Source organism: Lacticaseibacillus zeae DSM 20178 = KCTC 3804, from assembly GCF_000260435.1.
GTDB lineage: Bacteria > Bacillota > Bacilli > Lactobacillales > Lactobacillaceae > Lacticaseibacillus > Lacticaseibacillus zeae.
On the sequence record NZ_BACQ01000014.1, the window covers coordinates 1 to 20,109 of the forward strand.

Below are 20,109 nucleotides of genomic sequence, written 5' to 3' on the forward strand. Positions count from 1 at the left end.
CTTACTCGACTTGAGATTTTTTTAGTTGTTTGAAATAGGTATTTTTTCGCTGACGTACGAGTTTGCGTGAAGGTTTGTGGTCGTCACGTCCATAGATACGTTAAAAGGAGCTATTCTATTTGAGGCAATTAAGTATCTTATGTGCGCTTTCTATAACGCGTTCGCCAGCCCAGAAACCTACTTGTAAGGACCTTGGACGCAATGGCCAAAATTTGGCGCGGCTCGATGGGGATTATTCTATTTGGGCAATGGGGCGGTTGACTTTCGCTTTCTATAACGCGCTCAACAAAAAAAGCCCACAAGCAAGCTTGCGGACTTGAAACGTTTATTCAGAAATTAGTCAAGAATTTCGGAAACAACGCCGGCGCCAACAGTACGACCGCCTTCACGAACGGTGAACTTGGTACCTTTTTCGATAGCGACCGGAGCAATCAGGTCAACTTCGAAAGTAACGTTATCGCCAGGCATAACCATTTCAACGCCTTCTGGCAATTCGATCACACCGGTAACATCGGTGGTGTGGAAGTAGAACTGCGGACGATAGTTGGAGAAGAATGGCGTATGACGGCCACCTTCTTCTTTTGTCAAGATATAAACTTCACCCTTAAACTTGTTGTGCAACTGGATGGAACCTGGCTTTGCCAGAACCTGACCACGTTCAACTTGGTCACGGTTGATCCCACGAAGCAGAACACCAACGTTATCGCCGGCTTCACCAAGATCCAAGGTCTTACGGAACATTTCAAGACCCGTAACGGTGGACTTGAGAACATCTGGCTTCAAGCCGATGATTTCAACTTCGTCGCCGACCTTAACGGTACCACGATCGATACGGCCAGAAGCAACGGTACCACGACCAGTGATGGTGAAGACATCTTCAACAGGCATCAAGAATGGCTTGTCGGTTTCACGAACTGGGGTTGGGATATATTCGTCGATGGTATCCATCAATTCCATGATAACCTTTTCCTGTTCCTTGTCGCCTTCAAGTGCTTTCAAGGCAGAACCACGGAGGACAGGAATATCATCACCAGGATAATCGTATTCGCTGAGGAGTTCCCGAACTTCCATTTCAACCAAGTCGATCAATTCTGGATCATCAACCAAATCAGTCTTGTTCAGGAATACAACGATGTAATCAACACCAACCTGACGTGCCAACAGAATGTGTTCACGTGTTTGTGGCATTGGGCCATCAGTTGCGGCAACGACCAGAATCGCACCGTCCATCTGCGCAGCACCGGTGATCATGTTCTTAACGTAGTCAGCATGCCCTGGTGCATCGATATGTGCATAGTGGCGCTTTTCCGTTTCATATTCAACGTGGGCGGTGTTGATGGTGATGCCACGTTCTTTTTCTTCTGGTGCAGCATCAATCGAAGCATAGTCCTGCGCTTTGGCAAGGCCTTTCTCCGCCAATACTTTGGTAATAGCCGCGGTCAATGTTGTTTTACCGTGGTCAACGTGCCCGATCGTACCAATGTTTACGTGGGGCTTTGTGCGTTCATAGTGTTCTTTTTCAGCCATGAAAAAACGAACCTCCTGTATTTTTCGTAAGAATACAGGATACGTTTGTGTACCCTGATAATCCTTTACGTTTAAGTGTACTACATTTGAGCGTAAATACCAAAACAAATATCTACGCTGGAAATGAATTCCAGCAATGAGTATACATGGTCATTTTCACTTTGTAAACAGATAGCGTCAAGTTTCTTTCATTTACAGTGAAAACGTATCATTTCGCCTATTCGGACAATTTCGCCGTTTCGGCTGCCTGCCATGCGAAAAGTTTGTCAAAACCAGTTGCTTTTCCCTGATGATGATCAAGGTACGCCTGCACAAACGCCGCTTGATCCGGAATCAAACGTTCGATATCCGGATACAAAAATGCGACTTGCACTCGCGCCATCTGGACAAGTGCCTTGCCTAACTCTTGATCGTCATCGCCGAGTGCCTCCTGAAGGCGCGCCAGAATCTGCGGTCCCGCCGTTTCCTCCGCCATCCCCGGCAGTTCACTGGGAATCAGAGTCTCCTGTCGATCGTAAGCTTGATACTGTACCGGTTGATCATACCCGACATTTGTCAGCAAATCTAACAATGAGACACGCATGGCAACCGGTACTGACAAGTCGGTCAAATCAGGTACCGCGGCTTCAATCAGCTGTGCTTTTGGCAGAAGTCCGACCTGGCTGAACAGATCTTGCTGTTCTTGCCGTGAAAAGCCGCCTAAATGGCTTAGTTTTCTCACCAAGTCGGCAATTTGTTCGCCTCGCTGCTTTAAGACCAGTTCTTCAGCCTTTTCGATTTGTTTCAGAAAATGTTGCCGCCGCTCCGGCTCCAGCTCACGCACCATCGTCCGCGCCATGACGAAATTCAATGTACCCAGCCAGGCCTCCAGTGCTAGTTGGGTGTCTGCATCGGTTTCTAAAAATGTCTTGTAATGCGGCAGGATCACATTCAGGCTTTCATGATATTGCTTAAGTCCGTTCAGACTGGCCGCTAATGGCCGGGCAATGGCAAAATTCTGCTCCGCCTCATAGGCCTTTTCAAGATGTGCGGCTGCTGAGGCAAAGTTGCCCTTTTGTAGAGCTTTCTCACCAATAACAAAGTGGCGATTTTCGTTGTCCGGTAATGATACCATCTTTGCCATACAATCCTCCTATCTTGTTGATAATCACTTGTCTCCAAGTTAAACAAAAAAATCCGGATACTGTTCCGAATTTTTTTACTTAGCTATTGGCGCTTGGCACTATTTTGGTTAACTTCCATAATCACCGGTAAAATCGCGGGACGTCGCTTGGTTTGCTCAAACAAGAAGCGGCTGAGCTTATCGCGAACATCCTGTTTAAGATGGGTCCAATCGAACTCCTTATTATCAAGATTCTTTTGAACTGTTTCTGTAACCAAAGTGCCACTTTCCGCAAGTAAGTCACGGCTGGTTTTCAGATAAACGAATCCACGACTGGTTACTTTAGGCGTGGAAACGACCCGCTTTTTCTTGCGGTCAATCGTTACTACGGCAATAAAGATGCCATCCTCGGCGAGCATTTTACGGTCGCGCAACACAATATTACCGATGTCGCCAACGCCAATGCCATCGATCATGGTGTTGCCGGCATTGACATGACCGGAAGCATTCATCTGGCCTTTTTCATAGCGTAAAATGTCGCCCATGCCGACAATAAAGATATTTGCCAGTGGGATCCCGGCTTCATGCGCAATTTCCGCATGCGCCGCCAACAGCCGATACTCGCCTTGGACCGGTATCAGATATTCTGGCTTCAACAGGTCGATCATCAATTGAAGATCGTTCTTATAAGCATGGCCAGAGGAATGAATATCATCGCCCAAAACCTTAACGTCCCCACCAGCGCGATAAATCATATCTTTTGTCCGCGCCGCCATGGTTTCCATCGCATGAGCAATGGTCGTCGTGATGAAGACGAGATCGCCGTCATGAATGTGGATGAGGCGATGGCGTGATGTTGCCATTCGTTGCAGCGACTTCATCGGTTCGCCCATCCGGCCAGTTTCGAGAATGACGGTTTTTTCTGGCGCTAACGCCTTTAATTCCTTGGTTTTTGCTAAAATATCGTCATTAGGCAGCTTGATATAGCCTAAGCGAATAGCCGTCTTAACCACCTTTTCGACATCCCGCCCGGTCAAGACAACCCTGCGGCCGAGTGATGCGGCGGCATTAATGACTTGCTGAATCCGCTGAATGTTGCTGGCAACCCCTGCCACAATAATCCGACCATCCTGATATTCAAATGTTTCTTTGATATGGTCGTAGATTTCATGCTCATTGGCATTCGGATAAGGCGATTCCGCATTGGCTGAGTCTGACAGCAACGCCAGAACCTTCTTATTGCCAATCTGTGCCAGCCGCGACCAGTCCGTTTGATACATTGGAGTTGCACTTGGGTCAAACTTAAAGTCCCCGGTGTAGACAATCTGGCCTTCGCTGGTTTCAATATCGATCCCCAAAGAACCCGGGATACTATGCGTGGTCTTAAAGAACGATACAGACACATCGCCAAAATCGATCACGGACTTTTCATCAATGACATGAAAGTCCTTAAATTTCTTTGCCTGACTGTCATGCTGCATGAAGACTTTGGCCATGGCAATCGTCAATTCCGAACCAAAAACCGGTACGGGATGGTCTACCAGAAAATACGGTAGCGCCCCAACAGCATCTGCATGCCCGTGGCTCAGGAAAATACCGGCAATGCGATCAGCATTTTCGGTTAGGTAGCTAAAATCGGGAATAACAACATCAATTCCCAGTAACTCATTATCAGGATATTTTAATCCAAAATCGCATACAAAAATTTGGTCGTCAACTTCGACGGCGTACATGTTTTTTCCGTTTTCACGTACCCCACCAAGAGCGACCAGATTGATCTTCGTCATGGTTTCACCTCGTGGTTAAATTATGGAAGCATCGTTGCCAACTGTGCGTTGCAACATGCTTCCGCCGAATAAATTCTGCTACCAGTGTAACACACGAAGCGTTGAAAACCTATAGAACCGACATTGCCGGCACCTGATCCAATGATGTTTGAATGCAAAAAGCCTCCCCGAACTGCCGGCCTAGCAACGTTTGATGAGCTGGTAGCAAGTCAGCGAGCTACATAAGACGGATTTATTCGAACAGGCATGTAACGTGACTACTAGCATTCTTTTTTCAATGGTCGTTTTTAGTTGCTTGTACTGCCATCCATTCACACTTCGTCGGCAAAGAACCTGCGAACAGTTGCCTGATTTTGCTTGGCCGCTTCAAGTGCAGCCTGGTAACCGGCATCGCTAGTTTGTGCGGCATCCAAATGGTACTCGGCGACTTCGCGGCCATTCGCTAAAACCACGGCAACTTCAGGCGAACTGCCAGCAGCAAATTGTTGCCCATGATCAAGCGCCATGACTGCCAAAGCCGCGCGATCGGTTACTGGGCCAAACCCGACACCGTGAGCATGCGGCAGCAGATTAACTAGCCACGCGCGCAAGTCAGCTGGTTGTAATTTTTGATCAGGCACCGTTAAAAACGCTGCTTCGCCCAAGGACCAGAAGTCCAGAGACGTGCCAGCAGGTTGGCGAATTAAAGTCAACGGGAAAGTCTTGCGTGGCCGGCTGGCTTCATCAGGTGAAAGTGCCGTTACCATTGCTTTAAGCGACTCCGGCAGCATGGACGTGTCCGGATTAAATCCGAGCAACCGGTTAGCGATCAGCCGGATCAACTGCACAATTGCCGGATCAATTTGAGACGAAATAACTTGATCCTGCTCATCGCGGGTCACGGCAACAAATGCCCAGTGACCGTTTATTGCCGCAAGCACCCAAGCGCTGTTTGGGGTAGCGCCCAAAACAGTGACCCGTAATAGTTGATTTTGATAGCGTTGCCGGTATTCTTCGTACATAATCGCCCATCTCCTTAGCTGGTTTGTCTTGCTGTTACGTTGGTTATAGCATTTTGACCTAGGAATAGCCAAGATGACATCACGCGCTTATGGGTGCAGGATCCGGAGTATAAAGACCTTGGTCGCAATGGCCAAAAACTGCAATTAGGGCAAAAGTGTACTATTCAAGGCCTGATACGATACCCCTCTTCTGATTTCTATAACGCTTCGCAGTCGCAGAAAGCTACGTGTAAGGACCTCAAGGCTAAATGGCCAAAACCGCGCTTTCCCTTGCTACTACCATAACGCGTTCACCAGCCCAGAAACCTGCACATAAGGACCTCGAACCTTAATGGCAAAGCCCAGCCATTAAGGTTCGAGGCCGCTTATGCTCCGGTTTCTAACCGGGCTGGTTCACGCTCACACCAAAAAAGGCCGCCTCAACAGGCGACCTTTGGTGAATAGCTTAACGACGCAGGCCTAATGACTTGATTAAGTCACGGTAGCGGATGATATCTTTGTTACGCAGATAAGCCAGCAAGTTACGACGATGGCCGATTTTCTTCATCAAGCCGACGTAGCTATGATGATCTTTCTTGTGAACGGACAAGTGATCGTTTAATGCCAAAATTTCTGCTGTCAAAACCGCGATCTGAACCTCTGGTGAACCGGTATCACCATCATGTCGTGCATATTGCTTAATGATTTCGTTCTTTTGAGTTTGGTCAATTGCCAATGTTGTGTACCACCTTTCTGAATATTGCCTGAAACTGAGTAAAGCGTCGGTGGATCGCCAAACTAAGTATCAGGTTCAAAGTACTGTCTAACTTTACCGGAGTTGACCGGCGATTGCAAGTCATTTTAGCTATCAAGCAATTTTCCTTTACAACTTTTTATTGCATTGGTCGCTTGGCTTCTGTATAATAGCGTCTGTTGAAACTTATGCAGTTTTATCATAATCCACTGTTGGAGGTGAACATCTCATGCCACAAATCAAATCTGCAATCAAGCGTGTTAAGACACAAGAAGCCGCTCGCGAACGCAACATCGCTCAGTTGAACGCAATGCGTACTGCTGTTAAGAAGTTCAAGAGTGCAACCGAACAAAATGCTGACAACAGTCAGGATCTTTACAAGGCAGCAACTCGTGCCATCGACATGGCAAACAGCAAGGGCCTCATCAAAAAGAACAAGGCCGGCCGCGATAAGAGCCGTCTTTCAGCCCTACTCAACAAGTAATCAAGGCGTTAAGCCAATTTAAAACAGCTACCATGTGTTTTTCGACACGTGGTAGCTGTTTTTTTGATGGCCAAGCATTTGATTGACAGATGACGACTATCTTAATGAACGAGCCGCACGATTTATTTAGATGCCGTTCATTGTCTGGTTAACGTACCGCATTGGATTCGCGCCGATGACCACGATGCCCAGCCGCCGACTGTCCCGTATATTTAAGCATAAAAAGTTCAAACGCCAATTCCTTATCAATGGTTCCGGTTTTCATAGCTGTCTCGGTATCAACCAAACCACTATAAGCCTGCGCTAGCTGTTGGTAAGGCAATCGATCAACTTGTCGCAACGCCAACTTGACGCGATAAGGATGCGCCTTAAGCGTTGTGGCAATATTCCCCTGGCCATACCCTTTTTGTGCCAACAGCTTAACTTGCAGTAATAAACGAAATTGGCCAAGCATCAAGGCATTTAACCGAATCGGCTCTTCTCGCTGGGCAAGCAGATCCCGGTACAATGCCAAAGCATCCGCTGCATGTTTGCGTAACACATCCGTGACCAAATCAAAAACACGGTCATTGAGTTGCTTTGGTACGAGTGCCGAGACCGCCGCAACGGTTAGCGGACTGCCATCACTGGCATAAGTCAAAAGTTTACGCACTTCTCCCATCATGATGGAATACTGGCCATTCGTACGCTGCACAAGTGTGTCCAGTGCTGGCGCTTCAATGCTTACCTTATGTTGCTTGAAAATTTGCGCCAATGCCATGCGGGCAGCCCGTTCATCAAGTGGCGCCGCGTCAACAATCAACGCGGACTTTTTCAGTGCTTTCGTCAGTCGCTTACGTTCATCCAACTTCTTGTAAGGTGCCACCAACACCATCATGGTTGACGGCACGGGATTTTCAAAATAGGCCTGTAATCCGGCAAGATCATGATCAATTTTATCCGTACTTTTCTCGCCGGTTAAAAAGTAAGGTGCGTCAATCACTACTTCGCGATAATCGCCGAAAAACGGCATCGAAGTAGCGTCGTCTAAAGCCACGCCCACAGGTGTCTGATGCATATCGTAACGACCAAAGTTCATTGCCTTTTGATCTTCAGGAATCATGTTAGCAATTGCTTGTTGGGCCTGTTCGCGCAGTGCCTGTTCTTCGCCAAGAATGAGCGTCAGTGGCGGGCGATCGCCATTTTTTAGATGTTTGATAAAATCACGGACCTGCATGTGACCTAGACTCCTTTATTTTTAACCAACTGAATAACTTGTCTTCTTGCCGATAGGGACTTGAATCGACCCATATCATCCCCTGCTCATGCGTGCTTACCGCTGGCACGCCGGCTTTGGCAAACGTCTCAAGTGTCTCCCGATGCGGGTGGCCATAACGATTGGCAACTCCAGCAGAAATTAACGCTGTCTTTAAATCTAAACTTGCAACAACCGCGGGATCACTGGAAGTTTTTGAACCGTGATGCCCTGCTTTTAAAAAATCAGCTTTAAGTTGGCGCGGTAAAACTTGTGACCTTTCAATCACCTGATCCGCATCACCGGTAAACAACCAGTTACTTTTGCCTATTTTACCATAGAGCACAATCGAATCAGCGTTCTTATCTTGTGGATTCGGGCGCGCGTCTACCGTTGGCCAGAGCACCTGAAATTGTAACGGGCCCACCTGAAGCTGCTGATCAGCCGTAACAATTTGTACCTTCGCCACGCGTTGCCGAATCTTGCGAATTATGGGATGACCCTGCGCAGTTGGCGTCGTGACTAGGCGATCAATTGGCATGAGTCGCGCCAGTAACGGGGCATCTCCCAAATGATCCATATGCGGATGGGTCACGGCCAATGTATTTAACCGCGTATATCCGCGCGCATGCAGGTAGGGAACAATTGCTCGGCTAACAGGTGGATGACTGGTTTGGCCAAAGATACGTCCGCCTGTATCAATCAACATCACGCCACGGCGAAAAGGCGCTTCGATTAAAATAGCGTCCCCTTGACCCACATCAAACATCACTACCCGATAATTCGGCTGATACCAGCACCACGCCAGCACAACCAAAAACCAGCTAATGGCTAATGGCCACTTCTGCCGAGTAATGACAATGGCCATCACGAGCACACCGGCAACAGCTAACCAACTAGGAAAAGCGCCGATGATCATTTGTCCCGGCAGTCGGCTCAGTCCGATCAACACAGTTTCCAACAGCTGGAGGGCATCATTGAAAAGGCGTGTCAGCCCCGAATGTGGTAATGCCAAAGCCACAACCAGACCAGGCATAATCGCCAGTTCAAAAATTGGCATCAACAACCAATTAAAAATCACTGTCAGTACATTAAAGCTAAATGTATGCCAGGCAATAACCGGCATACCAGCCAGAACCAACCGCCAATTTAGCTGCCATTTATGCATGGCCGGCAAACTAATGAGTAAACCGGTCATTAAATAAGTCAGCTGCCCACCCATCGTCATTAAAATTCGCGGCTGCCAAATTAAATTCACCATCAGCACCATGCCACATAAATCTAGACCGGTAAAGCCTAACTGAAGATAGCGATTAACGATGCCGGCTAGTCGCATCCAGACAGCGCGCCACAAACCTGCCCCCAATGGCAACAAGAGCAATAAAAGCGGCAACAAGCCCATCAGCGCCAAATCAACAACGCCTTGAGGTATCCGAAGCCGGGCAGCGAACCAGTATAGCGCCGCGACAAATGCAAACAGATGTAATCCGGATATGGAAAAAAGGTGGAAAACGCCTAAGTCGACAAATGCCTGCCGCTGGGTCATAAAGTCATCATCCATTTGGCCCAATAACAGTCCCTTTGCATATTGGCGTACCTTAGGCGGCAATTGGGCAAAATAAGCAAAGATCTTAACGCGCCAACCGTCGATGACATCCTGTAGCTGCCGTTTCGGCTGGAATGAAAAATCTAAGGTTGGTTTAACTAATTCATAAGCAAGTTGCCGACTCTGCCACGCATAAGTCGCATAATCAAATTCATACTGATTGCGCGCTGGAGCTAGACGTGTAACTTCGTAAGCACCCTCTAGCCGCACGGGCTGATCATTCGTTGCCAACTTATCAGCAACCGCCTGAGAGACCGTACCACGACCGCTGACACTGACGCCGTTAGCCGCCCGACCGATAAAACTAACATAACCCTCTTTAAGTTTGATGGCCGATGTCGGAATAGCGATACTGCCATGTGGTTGGGGCGGATGGCGCCACTGAAGGACATCCATAATGCCGCGTCCCAACCCAATCACGAAAAACAAACCAACACAAATAGAAATCGTTCGATCCGTTTTAATAATCAGCCAAATGACCAATAACCCCGTCACCCACCAAAACCCGATGCCGCCTATGATACCAGCAAGTAAAGCAACTGTCACCAAAATAAGCCGACCGCTCATGGTCCCAGCGTAAACTGTGGTGCCAAGGTTTCAAACGTTTTATCGCCGATTCCCGGAACCTCCTTGAGCTCGGCAATCTCTTTAAAGCCGCCGTGACTATCCCGATAATTAATAATATCGGCCGCCTTTTTCGGTCCGATTCCGCTAATCGTTTGCAGCTGGGTTGCGTCTGCTTTATTAAGATCAATAGCACCACCGCTACCGGCTTGAGCTTTCGATTCGCCGCTTGAAGCAACCCCGGAAGTTGCCGTTGTAGCCGGCGCAGCAACCGTCTCCCCTTTTTCCGGTACATGCAGGCTTTCCTGGTCACTGGCAATCTTGGCTAAATTAACCTGTTGCATATCGGCATTGGCCGTCAACCCACCGGCAGCTTTGACGACCTCATCCCACCGCGTGTTTTCCCGAACCGGATAAATACCGGGACGCAAGACTGCCCCTTTGAGATGTACAAATCCTTGTGCTGGCCGACTGCGACTGCTTGCGCTGCCAGAAGAACCGGACATCATCACCTGGGAACTGCCGCTTGCACGCACATTCTCGGACAGTGGCTGGCTGGCCGAGCTACCTTGTGCTTGTTGCCAAAAAAAGAACCCGCCAATGACGATAATCAAAGGCGCGTACCAATATGTTTTGAGCCAATACGTCAGTGTCGTCATTTTTCTCACCTCAACAACACATTACGCAAGCCATCTAAAAAGAACTGCCAAATTGACAGTTCCCGTTTCAAACGCATAAAGCTACTCGGCGGTTTTCGAATAGTTTTCCATATATCGAATCACATCACTTAAAGTCTTGACCGGTACGATTTTCATTTTGGTCTTAATTTGCTTAGCAGTCTGCACCGCTTCCGTATAGTTGTTGACATAATTCGGATCATAATGCTTCAGCTTTTTGGTGGCAGGCTGATTCGGGGCAAAGAAAACTTTGGCCCCCTTGGCATCCGCGGCGACCACTTTCTTATCGATGCCGCCGATTTGGCCAACGTGACCCGCTGGATCGATGGTGCCGGTTCCGGCAATCACATGCCCGCGGCGCAGATTCTGATGAGTGATCTGGGTATAGATCTGTAAGGCAAACATCGTTCCGGCACTCGGTCCACCGATATTCCCCGCATCAATCTTAACTTTAGGATCACTGGTAACTGACGTATTCTCGGTCAGCGTGATGCCGATGCCGGCGCGCTTCGTCTGCGGCAAACGAATCAACTTTGCTGTGGCCTGTTTGGTCTTACCTTGATGTTGATACGTCAGCGTAATGGCCGTGCCCACTTTTTGCGATTTAATCGCATTCACATAAGCGTCGGCAGTTTTATATGATTTACCATTTAATTTGGTAATGGTGTCACCGAGGGCCAATTTTCCCTTGAAAGGCGACTGCGGTAAAATCGACATCACATAAATGCCGCGATGGTGGATCTGATACGGTTTCTTGGCAGCTTTGAACGCTGCTGCGACCGCATTATTGGCAGCACTTTTCATATAATAGGCCTGCAACTGATCGTATTCGGCGCTACTGTCATTGCCCATCAAATCTTGCTTGGAGACAATATCGGTGTGGGCCTGCGTTTTGCTAAACAGTAATAACGCGGGTGAGGCGGGACCGACCACGCCCACCGTCGTTAACATATAACTCCCCTTGGCATTATCCTTACTGCCGGTGACCTTAACATAAGGCTTCAACGACTCCGCCGAGCCCGGCACTTCCAGATAATAGTTCGTCGGGAAGAAAAGAAGCGCCGCTAGCACGATAACGCCAACCAAAATACCAATGAGCCACCGCCAGCGTTTTTTCTGTTTTAACCGATTAGTTGGCTTGATGAGGCTCACCTAGTTTCTTGTATAAGGCCTTTTCGACTGGCGCCGGCACAAACCGATGAATGTCGCCACCAAACGCCGCGACTTCCTTGATAATCGTACTGGACAAGGCGTCATACTGCTTATCCGCGAGCAAAAAGACCGTTTCAATCTGATTGTCCAAGTCATGATTAACCGTGGCAATATCAGCCTCATAGCCGAAGTCCGCAACGTTGCGAATGCCACGAATAATAAACTGGGCGCCAATGGACTTGGCAAATTCAACCGTCAAACGTCTAGGTGCCGCTACTGCTTTGACATTTGGCAAGTCGGCAGTACTGGCCGCGATCAATGCCAATTTTTCATCACTTGAGAAAAGTGCCTTTTTGCTGGTATTCGTCATCGCCGCCACGACCACTTCATCAAACAAACGACTAGCCCGCAAAACAGTGTCCAAATGACCATTCGTAAACGGATCAAAACTACCGGGAAATACAGCGATTTTTTTAGTCATGATCTTCCTCGTTTCGCTCTAAAATCAAAACCTGCGCCACGCCATAGGTCTGGCGCCGCAGTTTGGTGTATCCGGAAATGACCTCTGGATAAACGACATCCAGTCCGGTTTCAACCAAGACCCGGCCGCCGGGTACCAAGAGATCACCACTGACAAATGCAGCTAACTGGGCGATCACATGTTGTTGCGCATAAGGCGGATCCATCAAAATGAGATCAAACGATTGCTCAGCAGCAGCAAAATGGTCGATTGCTTTGGCCACGGGCATCTTCAAGATCGTAAAACTTTCCGGATGTTTGGTCAGTGCCACATTGGCCTTGATCGTTTTGATCGCTGCATATTGGCGATCCACTAAAACAGCATCGTGCATCCCGCGTGACACCGCTTCGATTCCCAGTGCCCCGGTACCTGCATATAAATCAAGAGCATGGCCGCCATCAAAATATGGTCCAAGCATATTAAACATGGATTCTTTAACTTTATCGGCTGTCGGTCGCGTCTGGTTACCCGGAACCGCGTTCAATCGCAAGCCGCGAAAAGCTCCGCTAATGACTCGCATGATGATCCCCTTTTGGCTTATCGGTTGTCATCCGGTCGCGCCGCCGCTGCTTTGCTTTGGTTTCCAGATCTTCTTCTGTCGGCTTGAATTTACCGATATCGCTGCCGAATTCGGTTTTTAATTCCGGACGATGCGACGGTTCGACACGTTTGACAAACCGCAACTTACTTAATTTATTGCTCGCTGCCGTAATTTCGTCGCGATCCATATACAAATAAACGTATTTCATGCGCCGCGAAACATACATGATAGTGCCGTAGCGCCGCAGCGTCTTAAGTTGCTTAAGTGAATACACCCAAACAACTAGGCCCTGCCGCTGTTTCATTGAAAACATGCTTTCACCTTCTAAACTCACTGCTTGGTGGCACCGGGCTGAAGCTTGGCCAACAGTTCCTGACTTTTAATTAATGCACCTGCTTCAACATACAGGTGGGTAACAGTACCGGCAAATGGTGCGTGGACCGTTGTTTCCATTTTCATGGCTTCAATGACAAACAAAGCATCACCTTTTGCAACCTGCTGCCCTTGTTTTATTGCGACTGAAACAATTTTGCCGGCCATTGGTGCACCAATTTGGTTCTTGTCGGTCGGTTCTGCTAGCTGATGCTGCAATCCGGCACTCTTTTGATGGGCATCGCGAATCTGGATTTCCTGTTTTTGCCCATCAACCGTGAAATAAAGGGTCTTCATGCCACTGGCATCTGCCGTCCCGATCGCATTCAACTGAATAATCAGCGTCTTACCGGCCTTGATCGGCACCGAAACGGTTTCGCCAATTCGCATCCCCTGGAAATAAGAAGGCGAGTCGAGTTTGGTGACCGGTCCGATCTGCTTCTGCTTGCGAACAAAGGCTTTGAAAACATCCGGATATAAAATGGCACTCAAAACTTCTTCAGAACTTGGTTCAGCCACACCCGCCGCGATCAGCTCCTGCCGAACAGCGTCGAAATCTACCGGTTTAGCCAGTTGACCCGGTCTGACAGTCAGCGGCTTTTGTCCTTTGAGAACTTTTTCCTGCAATTCCTTGGGAAAACCGCCAACCGGTTGGCCTAAATCGCCTTTGAAAAAGGCAACCACGGATGCCGGAAAATCATATTGTTCGCCATGGTCCCTGACCATCTCTGGGGTTAAGTGATTCTGCAACATAAACAGCGCCATATCGCCAACCACTTTTGACGACGGGGTTACCTTAATGATATCGCCGAATAACGTATTGACTTGCGCATACATGGCCTTCACGGCTTCAAAGTCCGTAATGCCCATACTGCGGGCTTGCTGTTGCAAGTTACTGTACTGGCCACCTGGCATCTGAACGGTGTAAATATCGGTCAGCGGACCGGTCACGCCGTTGCCAAAGTCGGCATAGTAAGGCCGGATTGCCTGAAAATAACGATCCAACGACTGGGCTTTTTCAATCGCCACTTCAGGCTGACGCTGATCGCCACTCAAAGCATAGTAGAGACTTTCCAGACTTGGCTGACTGGTTGTCCCCGAAAAGCTGCTTTGGGCGACATCGACAATGTCGACCCCAGCGTGCGTGGCTGCCAAGTAAGTAGCAATGCCGTTGCCGGTTGTATCGTGGGTATGCAAATGAATCGGTACCGAAACAGCATCTTTTAGCGCACCAATCAAGACTGATGCCGCCTGTGGTTTAAGCAGTCCCGCCATATCTTTAATCGCAATCATATCCGCGCCGGCATCAACAAGTTGCTTGGCCAGTGCCACATAATAAGCCAATTGATATTTTGGATGGGCATCGCTTAAAATATCGCCGGTGTAACACATGGTTGCTTCCGCAAGTTTACCGGTTTGTTTGACCGTGTCAATGCTCAGTGTCATTTGCGGCAGCCAGTTCAGACTGTCAAATATCCGGAAAATATCAACACCATCATCAGCTGCTTGTTGAATGAAGGCTTTAATCACATTGTCAGGGTAGTTCTGATAACCAACGGCATTACTGCCACGGAACAGCATCTGTAACAACGTATGCGGTAATGCTGCGCGCAGTTTTTTCAATCGGACCCACGGATCTTCATTCAAGAAGCGGTAAGCAACATCAAACGTCGCACCACCCCATACTTCCATCGAAAACAGATTAGGCAAGCCGTTGCCCATATCCTTAGCGACCGTCAGCATATCGCGAGTCCGCATGCGGGTAGCAAACAGACTCTGGTGGGCATCGCGAAAAGTCGTATCCGTCAACAACAGCCGTTGATGGTCTTTTACCCAATCAGTAACGCCATTTGCACCCTTGTCCTTAAGCAGTGCCACTAAATCATTCTGCGGCTTGGCTGTTGGAAAATGGCTATCGTATTGCAGCTCCGGATAATATTTTTGCGTTTGGCGCTCAACGCCTTTAAACCCGTTGATCGTGACATCACCGATATACCACAATAACCGGGAGGCCAGATCTGGCTTGGCTTGCACCTGCAACAACTCAGGATGGGCGTCAATGAATGCTGTTTCTGCCTCACCTGTTCGGAAGGTTTTAGTAGCCAATAGATGCTCTAAGAAAGCAACGTTGGTTTTAACGCCGGTAATTTGAAATTCGTGTAAAGCGCGTTGCATTTTGGCAATTGCCGCCGGGAAATTCGGCGCATGGACGCTGGCTTTGACCAATAAAGAGTCAAAATAAGGGCTGACGACGGCGCCGGCATAAGCATTGCCGACATCCAACCGAATGCCAAAACCACCCGGAGAACGATAAGTATTGATGGTTCCGGTATCCGGCATAAAATTGTTTTCCGGATCTTCGGTCGTAATCCGGCACTGAATTGCAGCGCCATTTTCACGCAGCTCGTCTTGCTGCGGCAGGTGCAAATCGGCAAACAAATCCGCTCCCGCAGCAATGCGCAATTGCGACTGAACAATATCGACACCTGTGATGAGTTCCGTAATCGTATGCTCTACCTGAACACGGGGGTTAACTTCAATAAAGTAATACTGATCGCCGTCAACCAGAAATTCAACGGTTCCGGCGTTTTCATAATGCAGGCTGGCCATCAAGTCCACGGCACTTTGGCAGATTTTCGCACGCAAAGCGACCGGCAAAGCAACTGCCGGCGCAATTTCGACGACTTTTTGCTGGCGGCGCTGGACTGAGCAGTCACGTTCAAAAAGATGCAAAAGATGTCCGTGTTCATCGCCCAGTACCTGCACCTCAACGTGTTTAGCCGAGGCAATGTATTTTTCGACGTACATGCGATCATCGCCAAAACTAGCCTTGGCTTCATTAACCGCATTTTGATACACTGCTTCCAGCTCTGCCTTGGAGTGAACGATACGCATGCCTTTACCGCCACCACCGCTGGCTGCTTTAAGCATCACCGGGAAACCGTGTGTTGCGGTAAAATCCTGAATTTCGCTGAAGTCACGTGTTGGCTCAGGTGTTCCCGGGATCGTCGCCAACCCGGCCTTATGGGCTGCTTCTTTCGCTGCCACTTTATCGCCGAACACATCAAGCAACTCCGATCGGGGGCCAACAAACGTCAAACCCGCAGCCCGAACTTTACGGGCAAACGTTGCGTTTTCAGAAAGCAACCCATAGCCGGGATGGATCGCATCCGCCCCGCTTTGTTTGGCAATGCGAATGATATCATCCATATCCAGATAAGCGGCAATGGGTGCCTTGCCTGCGCCTACTTGGTAACTTTCTTGAGCTTTGAACCGGTGAATCGACAAGGCATCTTCCTTGGCAAAAATGCCAACGGTCTTGAGGCCCAGCTCCTCACAGGCACGGAAAATCCGAATGGCGATTTCGCCACGATTCGCGACTAAAACTTTATGCATGCGTTTTCTCTACCTTTCGTTGCGTACGTTCGCTATGATAACTGATATTGAGCATAATCCCGACTGCCATCGACAAAACAATCATACTTGAGCCGCCATAACTGATAAACGGCAACGTGACTCCGGTGACCGGCAATACACCGGCGACGGCGCCGACATTGAAAACCGTTTGAACCAGCATCATGGTCGCAATGCCATAAGCAATCAGTGTGTGATACGTATTTTTGGAACGAATGCCAATCAAATAAAACCGCATCACCAAGAAGAACAGTAAGCCCAGTATGACCACCGTGCCGACTAAGCCCAGCTCTTCTGCAATGACAGCCAAAATGAAATCAGTATAAGGTTCAGGTAGATACCCCAGTTTTTGACTGCTCATCCCCAAACCCACGCCGAAGAAGCCACCATGATTAATGGCATACAGCGAATTGACCACCTGATTACCAGCCGCATTTGCTTTTTCAAAAGGATGAATGGCAGCGACCAACCGCTGATAAGCATAATTATGCTCCAGCCCCGGGAAGTGATAATGCGACACAATGTAATACCCCAAGACCCCTGTCGCAATCAGCGCAACCAGCCAAAGTAAGCCATAGCGCATTGGAATCCCACTAGACATCACCACCACCAGCGTGATCAAAAAGAGAATGGCGAAACCGCCAGTATCCGGTTCGACGAAAACCAGCAACATCATCATACCGGCAATAAATAGCGGCTGCCACATCTGACGCAGCCGAAAATTTTCCTGCCGAAAACTGTCCTCGCGCGACGTCAACATATGGGCCAGATAAAAAATCAAAATCATTTTGGCAAACTCGGACGGTTGCAAGCGAAAACTGCCAATGGAAATCCATGCGGCGGCCCCGTTAACCGCCCGTCCGTGTATGATTAGGTACACCAACATGACAAACAAACCCGACATCAAGACAAATAGCACCCAGCGATTACGCAAAATCTTAAGGGCCATATTGTCAAAGAAGAACACGGTTCCGATCCCGAGCACCACAAAAACAATTTGTTGCAATAAGTATTTAGTTTCTGCGGCACCATATTGCCGCTGCACCCAATAAGCGCTAGCGGAATAAACCATCACGATCCCGATGGCACACAGAACCAGATAGGGTACCAAAATGAAGTAATCCACATGGCGTAATTTTTTCCTCAAGAAAAACGCGGCCTTTCAAGCAATGATTGGATTTATTATAGCATACCGACTACACCCGCCAAGGCGCTTTAAAGACAGTTATTGCTAAGTTTAATTTGTTTTAACTTAATTTTATGCATACCAAACGTGAGAATCGGCAGCTGTTTTTTCTGAATTAGTGCAACAGGACGGTTCGAAAACAGCCAGTTTGTCGGCTTCGCTGCAGGCAATTACCATTTTTTCACTGCACTACTCGCCTATTTATGCCAAAGAAAAAACCGCCAAAATTGGCGGTTTTCAGAAAATAGACTATTTGGATGCAGCAATCTTCTTACGCTTGGCTGCCTTTTGACGTTCGCCTGTGTTCAGGATCTTCTTACGCAAGCGAATGTTCTTTGGCGTTACTTCGCAGTATTCATCATCATTCAAGAATTCAATGGATTCTTCAAGCGTCATTTTCTTTGGCGTCTTGATCGCAGCTGCGTGGTCTTTCCCGGCAGCACGTGTATTGGTCAGGTTCTTCCCCTTGGTGACATTGACAGCAATGTCATTTTCGCGGGAGTTTTGGCCAACAATCATGCCTTCATAAACTTCGGTTCCGGCATTGATGAACAATTGCCCACGATCTTCAACCGACTGCAAGCTATAAGTGGTAGCAGTACCGGCGTTGATCGAAACCAAAGCGCCTTGAGTACGACCAGGTTCCCAGTTCTTGATAACCGGCGCATACTTTTCGAAGGTGTGGTTCATGATCCCGTAACCGCCAGTGGATGACAGAAATTCAGTCGAGTAGCCGATTAAGCCACGGGAAGGTGCCAGGAAAGTGAGGCGGGTCTGCCCGTTGCCTTCATTTTCCATATTCTGCATTTCGCCTTTACGCTGGCTCATCGCATCGATAACCGTACCGGTATATTGTTCCGGCGTATCGATCTGTACGTTTTCAAACGGTTCCATCATCACGCCATCGATATCGCGATAGATAACTTCTGGCCGGCCGAGTTGTAGCTCGAATCCTTCACGCCGCATTTCTTCAACCAAAATGGACAGATGCAGTTCCCCACGACCGGAAACCATCCAGGCACCAGCCTGATCGGTATCGTCAACACGTAGCGACACATCGGTCTGCAGCTGGGACTTCAAGCGTTCTTCCAGTTTGCGCGCAGTGACATTTTTACCTTCGCGACCGGCAAACGGGCTGTCATTGGCCACAAACATCATTTGCAGCGTCGGTTCGTCAATCCGCAAAATCGGTAACGCTTCTGGCGTGTCGGCAGCCGTCACGGTTTCACCGACAAAAATGTCATCCATCCCGGAAACGGCAATCAGATCTCCGGCTTTGGCGGAATTGATTTCAGTCCGGGTTAACCCGAAGAAACCAAATAATTTCGTCACGCGGAAGTTCTTTTGCGAACCATCCAATTTCATAACGGTAACATTGTCGCCGATTTTAATTTTGCCGCGGAAAATCCGGCCAATACCGATTCGGCCAACATAATCGTTATAATCCAGCATTGCCACCTGGAATTGCAACGGTTCGTCACTATTATCGATTGGCGCAGGAATTGTTTTGATAATGGTATCAAAAAGCGGGTTCATCGTGTGCTTTTGCGTTGACAGATCGGAATCCATGCTGGAAGTCCCGTTAACGGCGGAAGCATAGACCACAGGAAATTCCAATTGGGCGTCATCGGCACCTAATTCGATGAACAATTCAAGTACTTCGTCCACGACTTCTTCCGGACGAGCACCCGGACGGTCAACCTTGTTGATAACTACGATTGGCGTCAAATGCTGTTCCAACGCCTTCTTCAAAACAAAGCGCGTTTGCGGCATCGGGCCTTCAAAGGCATCGACAACCAGCAAAACCCCGTCAACCATCTTCATAACCCGTTCTACTTCACCGCCAAAGTCGGCATGTCCCGGGGTATCAAGAATGTTGATCGTTGTGTCGCCATACTTCACCGCCGTGTTTTTACTCAGGATGGTGATACCACGTTCCTTTTCAATGGCGTTGGTATCCATCGCCCGATCTTGTAATTGAATGTGTTGATCAAGTGTATCCGATTGTTTAAGCATCTCGTTAACCAAAGTTGTCTTACCATGGTCAACGTGGGCAATGATCGCAATATTGCGAATATCGTCACGTGTTTTCACGTTTCTACTTCCTTTCTGCTGGCACTACAGGCCGCTTACCACATTAAAAAAGTGCCAGCAACTGACACAGTTATACGATTTTGAATTATAACACACTCTACCCAATCTGTCTGGA

15 protein-coding genes and 1 pseudogene are annotated in these 20,109 nt (G+C 48.5%); 1 reads left to right on the forward strand and 15 read right to left on the reverse strand.

The genetic code is table 11. The annotated features are described in order from the left end of the window. Positions 1–336: 336 nt before the first annotated feature. The 5 genes from tuf to rpsO form a co-directional block, all read right to left on the reverse strand. Complete coding sequence (gene tuf / locus GSO_RS02390) at positions 337–1,527, reverse strand: elongation factor Tu (protein WP_010488554.1); 1,191 nt, start codon at positions 1,525–1,527, stop codon at positions 337–339. Between the two features lie 217 nt (positions 1,528–1,744). Further along, on the reverse strand, positions 1,745–2,650 hold the full coding sequence (locus tag GSO_RS02395; protein ID WP_010488556.1) for a hypothetical protein: 906 nt from the start codon (positions 2,648–2,650) through the stop codon (positions 1,745–1,747). Positions 2,651–2,733: 83 nt separating this feature from the next. Next, positions 2,734–4,416: a ribonuclease J gene (locus GSO_RS02400; RefSeq protein ID WP_010488557.1), complete on the reverse strand. Its 1,683-nt coding sequence runs from the start codon at positions 4,414–4,416 to the stop codon at positions 2,734–2,736. A 311-nt stretch (positions 4,417–4,727) separates the two neighbouring features. After that, on the reverse strand, positions 4,728–5,417 hold the full coding sequence (locus GSO_RS02405; protein ID WP_010488559.1) for a hypothetical protein: 690 nt from the start codon (positions 5,415–5,417) through the stop codon (positions 4,728–4,730). 445 nt (positions 5,418–5,862) lie between these two features. Next, positions 5,863–6,132 (reverse strand): 30S ribosomal protein S15, encoded by a 270-nt coding sequence (gene rpsO, locus GSO_RS02410; protein WP_005685642.1) that lies wholly within the window; start codon positions 6,130–6,132, stop codon positions 5,863–5,865. A 247-nt stretch (positions 6,133–6,379) separates the two neighbouring features. Between rpsO and rpsT the strand changes: the two genes are divergently transcribed. Beyond that, positions 6,380–6,634 (forward strand): 30S ribosomal protein S20, encoded by a 255-nt coding sequence (gene rpsT, locus GSO_RS02415; RefSeq protein ID WP_010488569.1) that lies wholly within the window; start codon positions 6,380–6,382, stop codon positions 6,632–6,634. A gap of 148 nt (positions 6,635–6,782) precedes the next feature. Here the strand turns inward: rpsT and holA are convergent, their stop codons facing one another. From holA to typA, 10 genes and pseudogenes are all read right to left on the reverse strand, one after another. Then, positions 6,783–7,850, reverse strand: a complete 1,068-nt coding sequence (gene holA, locus GSO_RS02420) for a DNA polymerase III subunit delta (protein ID WP_010488571.1) — start codon at positions 7,848–7,850, stop codon at positions 6,783–6,785. Further along, positions 7,837–10,041 (reverse strand): ComEC/Rec2 family competence protein, encoded by a 2,205-nt coding sequence (locus tag GSO_RS02425; protein WP_010488573.1) that lies wholly within the window; start codon positions 10,039–10,041, stop codon positions 7,837–7,839. Before GSO_RS02425 ends, holA begins: the two co-directional genes overlap by 14 nt. Beyond that, positions 10,038–10,520: pseudogene (locus tag GSO_RS02430) on the reverse strand (ComEA family DNA-binding protein); the annotation flags it as partial. The gene GSO_RS02425 and the pseudogene GSO_RS02430, both read right to left, overlap by 4 nt. A gap of 258 nt (positions 10,521–10,778) precedes the next feature. After that, positions 10,779–11,867, reverse strand: a complete 1,089-nt coding sequence (locus tag GSO_RS02435) for a SepM family pheromone-processing serine protease (protein WP_010488577.1) — start codon at positions 11,865–11,867, stop codon at positions 10,779–10,781. Beyond that, positions 11,845–12,348 (reverse strand): pantetheine-phosphate adenylyltransferase, encoded by a 504-nt coding sequence (gene coaD / locus GSO_RS02440; protein ID WP_010488579.1) that lies wholly within the window; start codon positions 12,346–12,348, stop codon positions 11,845–11,847. The genes GSO_RS02435 and coaD overlap by 23 nt, the downstream gene beginning before the upstream one ends. Then, the gene (gene rsmD, locus GSO_RS02445) at positions 12,341–12,907 is read right to left on the reverse strand and encodes a 16S rRNA (guanine(966)-N(2))-methyltransferase RsmD (RefSeq protein WP_010488580.1); all 567 of its coding nucleotides are present in this window, start codon (positions 12,905–12,907) and stop codon (positions 12,341–12,343) included. Before rsmD ends, coaD begins: the two co-directional genes overlap by 8 nt. Beyond that, on the reverse strand, positions 12,894–13,241 hold the full coding sequence (locus GSO_RS02450; protein WP_010488583.1) for a YlbG family protein: 348 nt from the start codon (positions 13,239–13,241) through the stop codon (positions 12,894–12,896). The genes rsmD and GSO_RS02450 overlap by 14 nt, the downstream gene beginning before the upstream one ends. 17 nt (positions 13,242–13,258) lie before the next feature. Then, on the reverse strand, positions 13,259–16,696 hold the full coding sequence (locus tag GSO_RS02455) for a pyruvate carboxylase (RefSeq protein ID WP_010488585.1): 3,438 nt from the start codon (positions 16,694–16,696) through the stop codon (positions 13,259–13,261). Further along, the gene (locus GSO_RS02460) at positions 16,689–17,861 is read right to left on the reverse strand and encodes an FtsW/RodA/SpoVE family cell cycle protein (RefSeq protein WP_044112497.1); all 1,173 of its coding nucleotides are present in this window, start codon (positions 17,859–17,861) and stop codon (positions 16,689–16,691) included. The genes GSO_RS02455 and GSO_RS02460 overlap by 8 nt, the downstream gene beginning before the upstream one ends. Before the next feature lie 288 nt (positions 17,862–18,149). Continuing rightward, on the reverse strand, positions 18,150–19,994 hold the full coding sequence (gene typA / locus GSO_RS02465; protein WP_010488589.1) for a translational GTPase TypA: 1,845 nt from the start codon (positions 19,992–19,994) through the stop codon (positions 18,150–18,152). Positions 19,995–20,109: the final 115 nt, after the last annotated feature.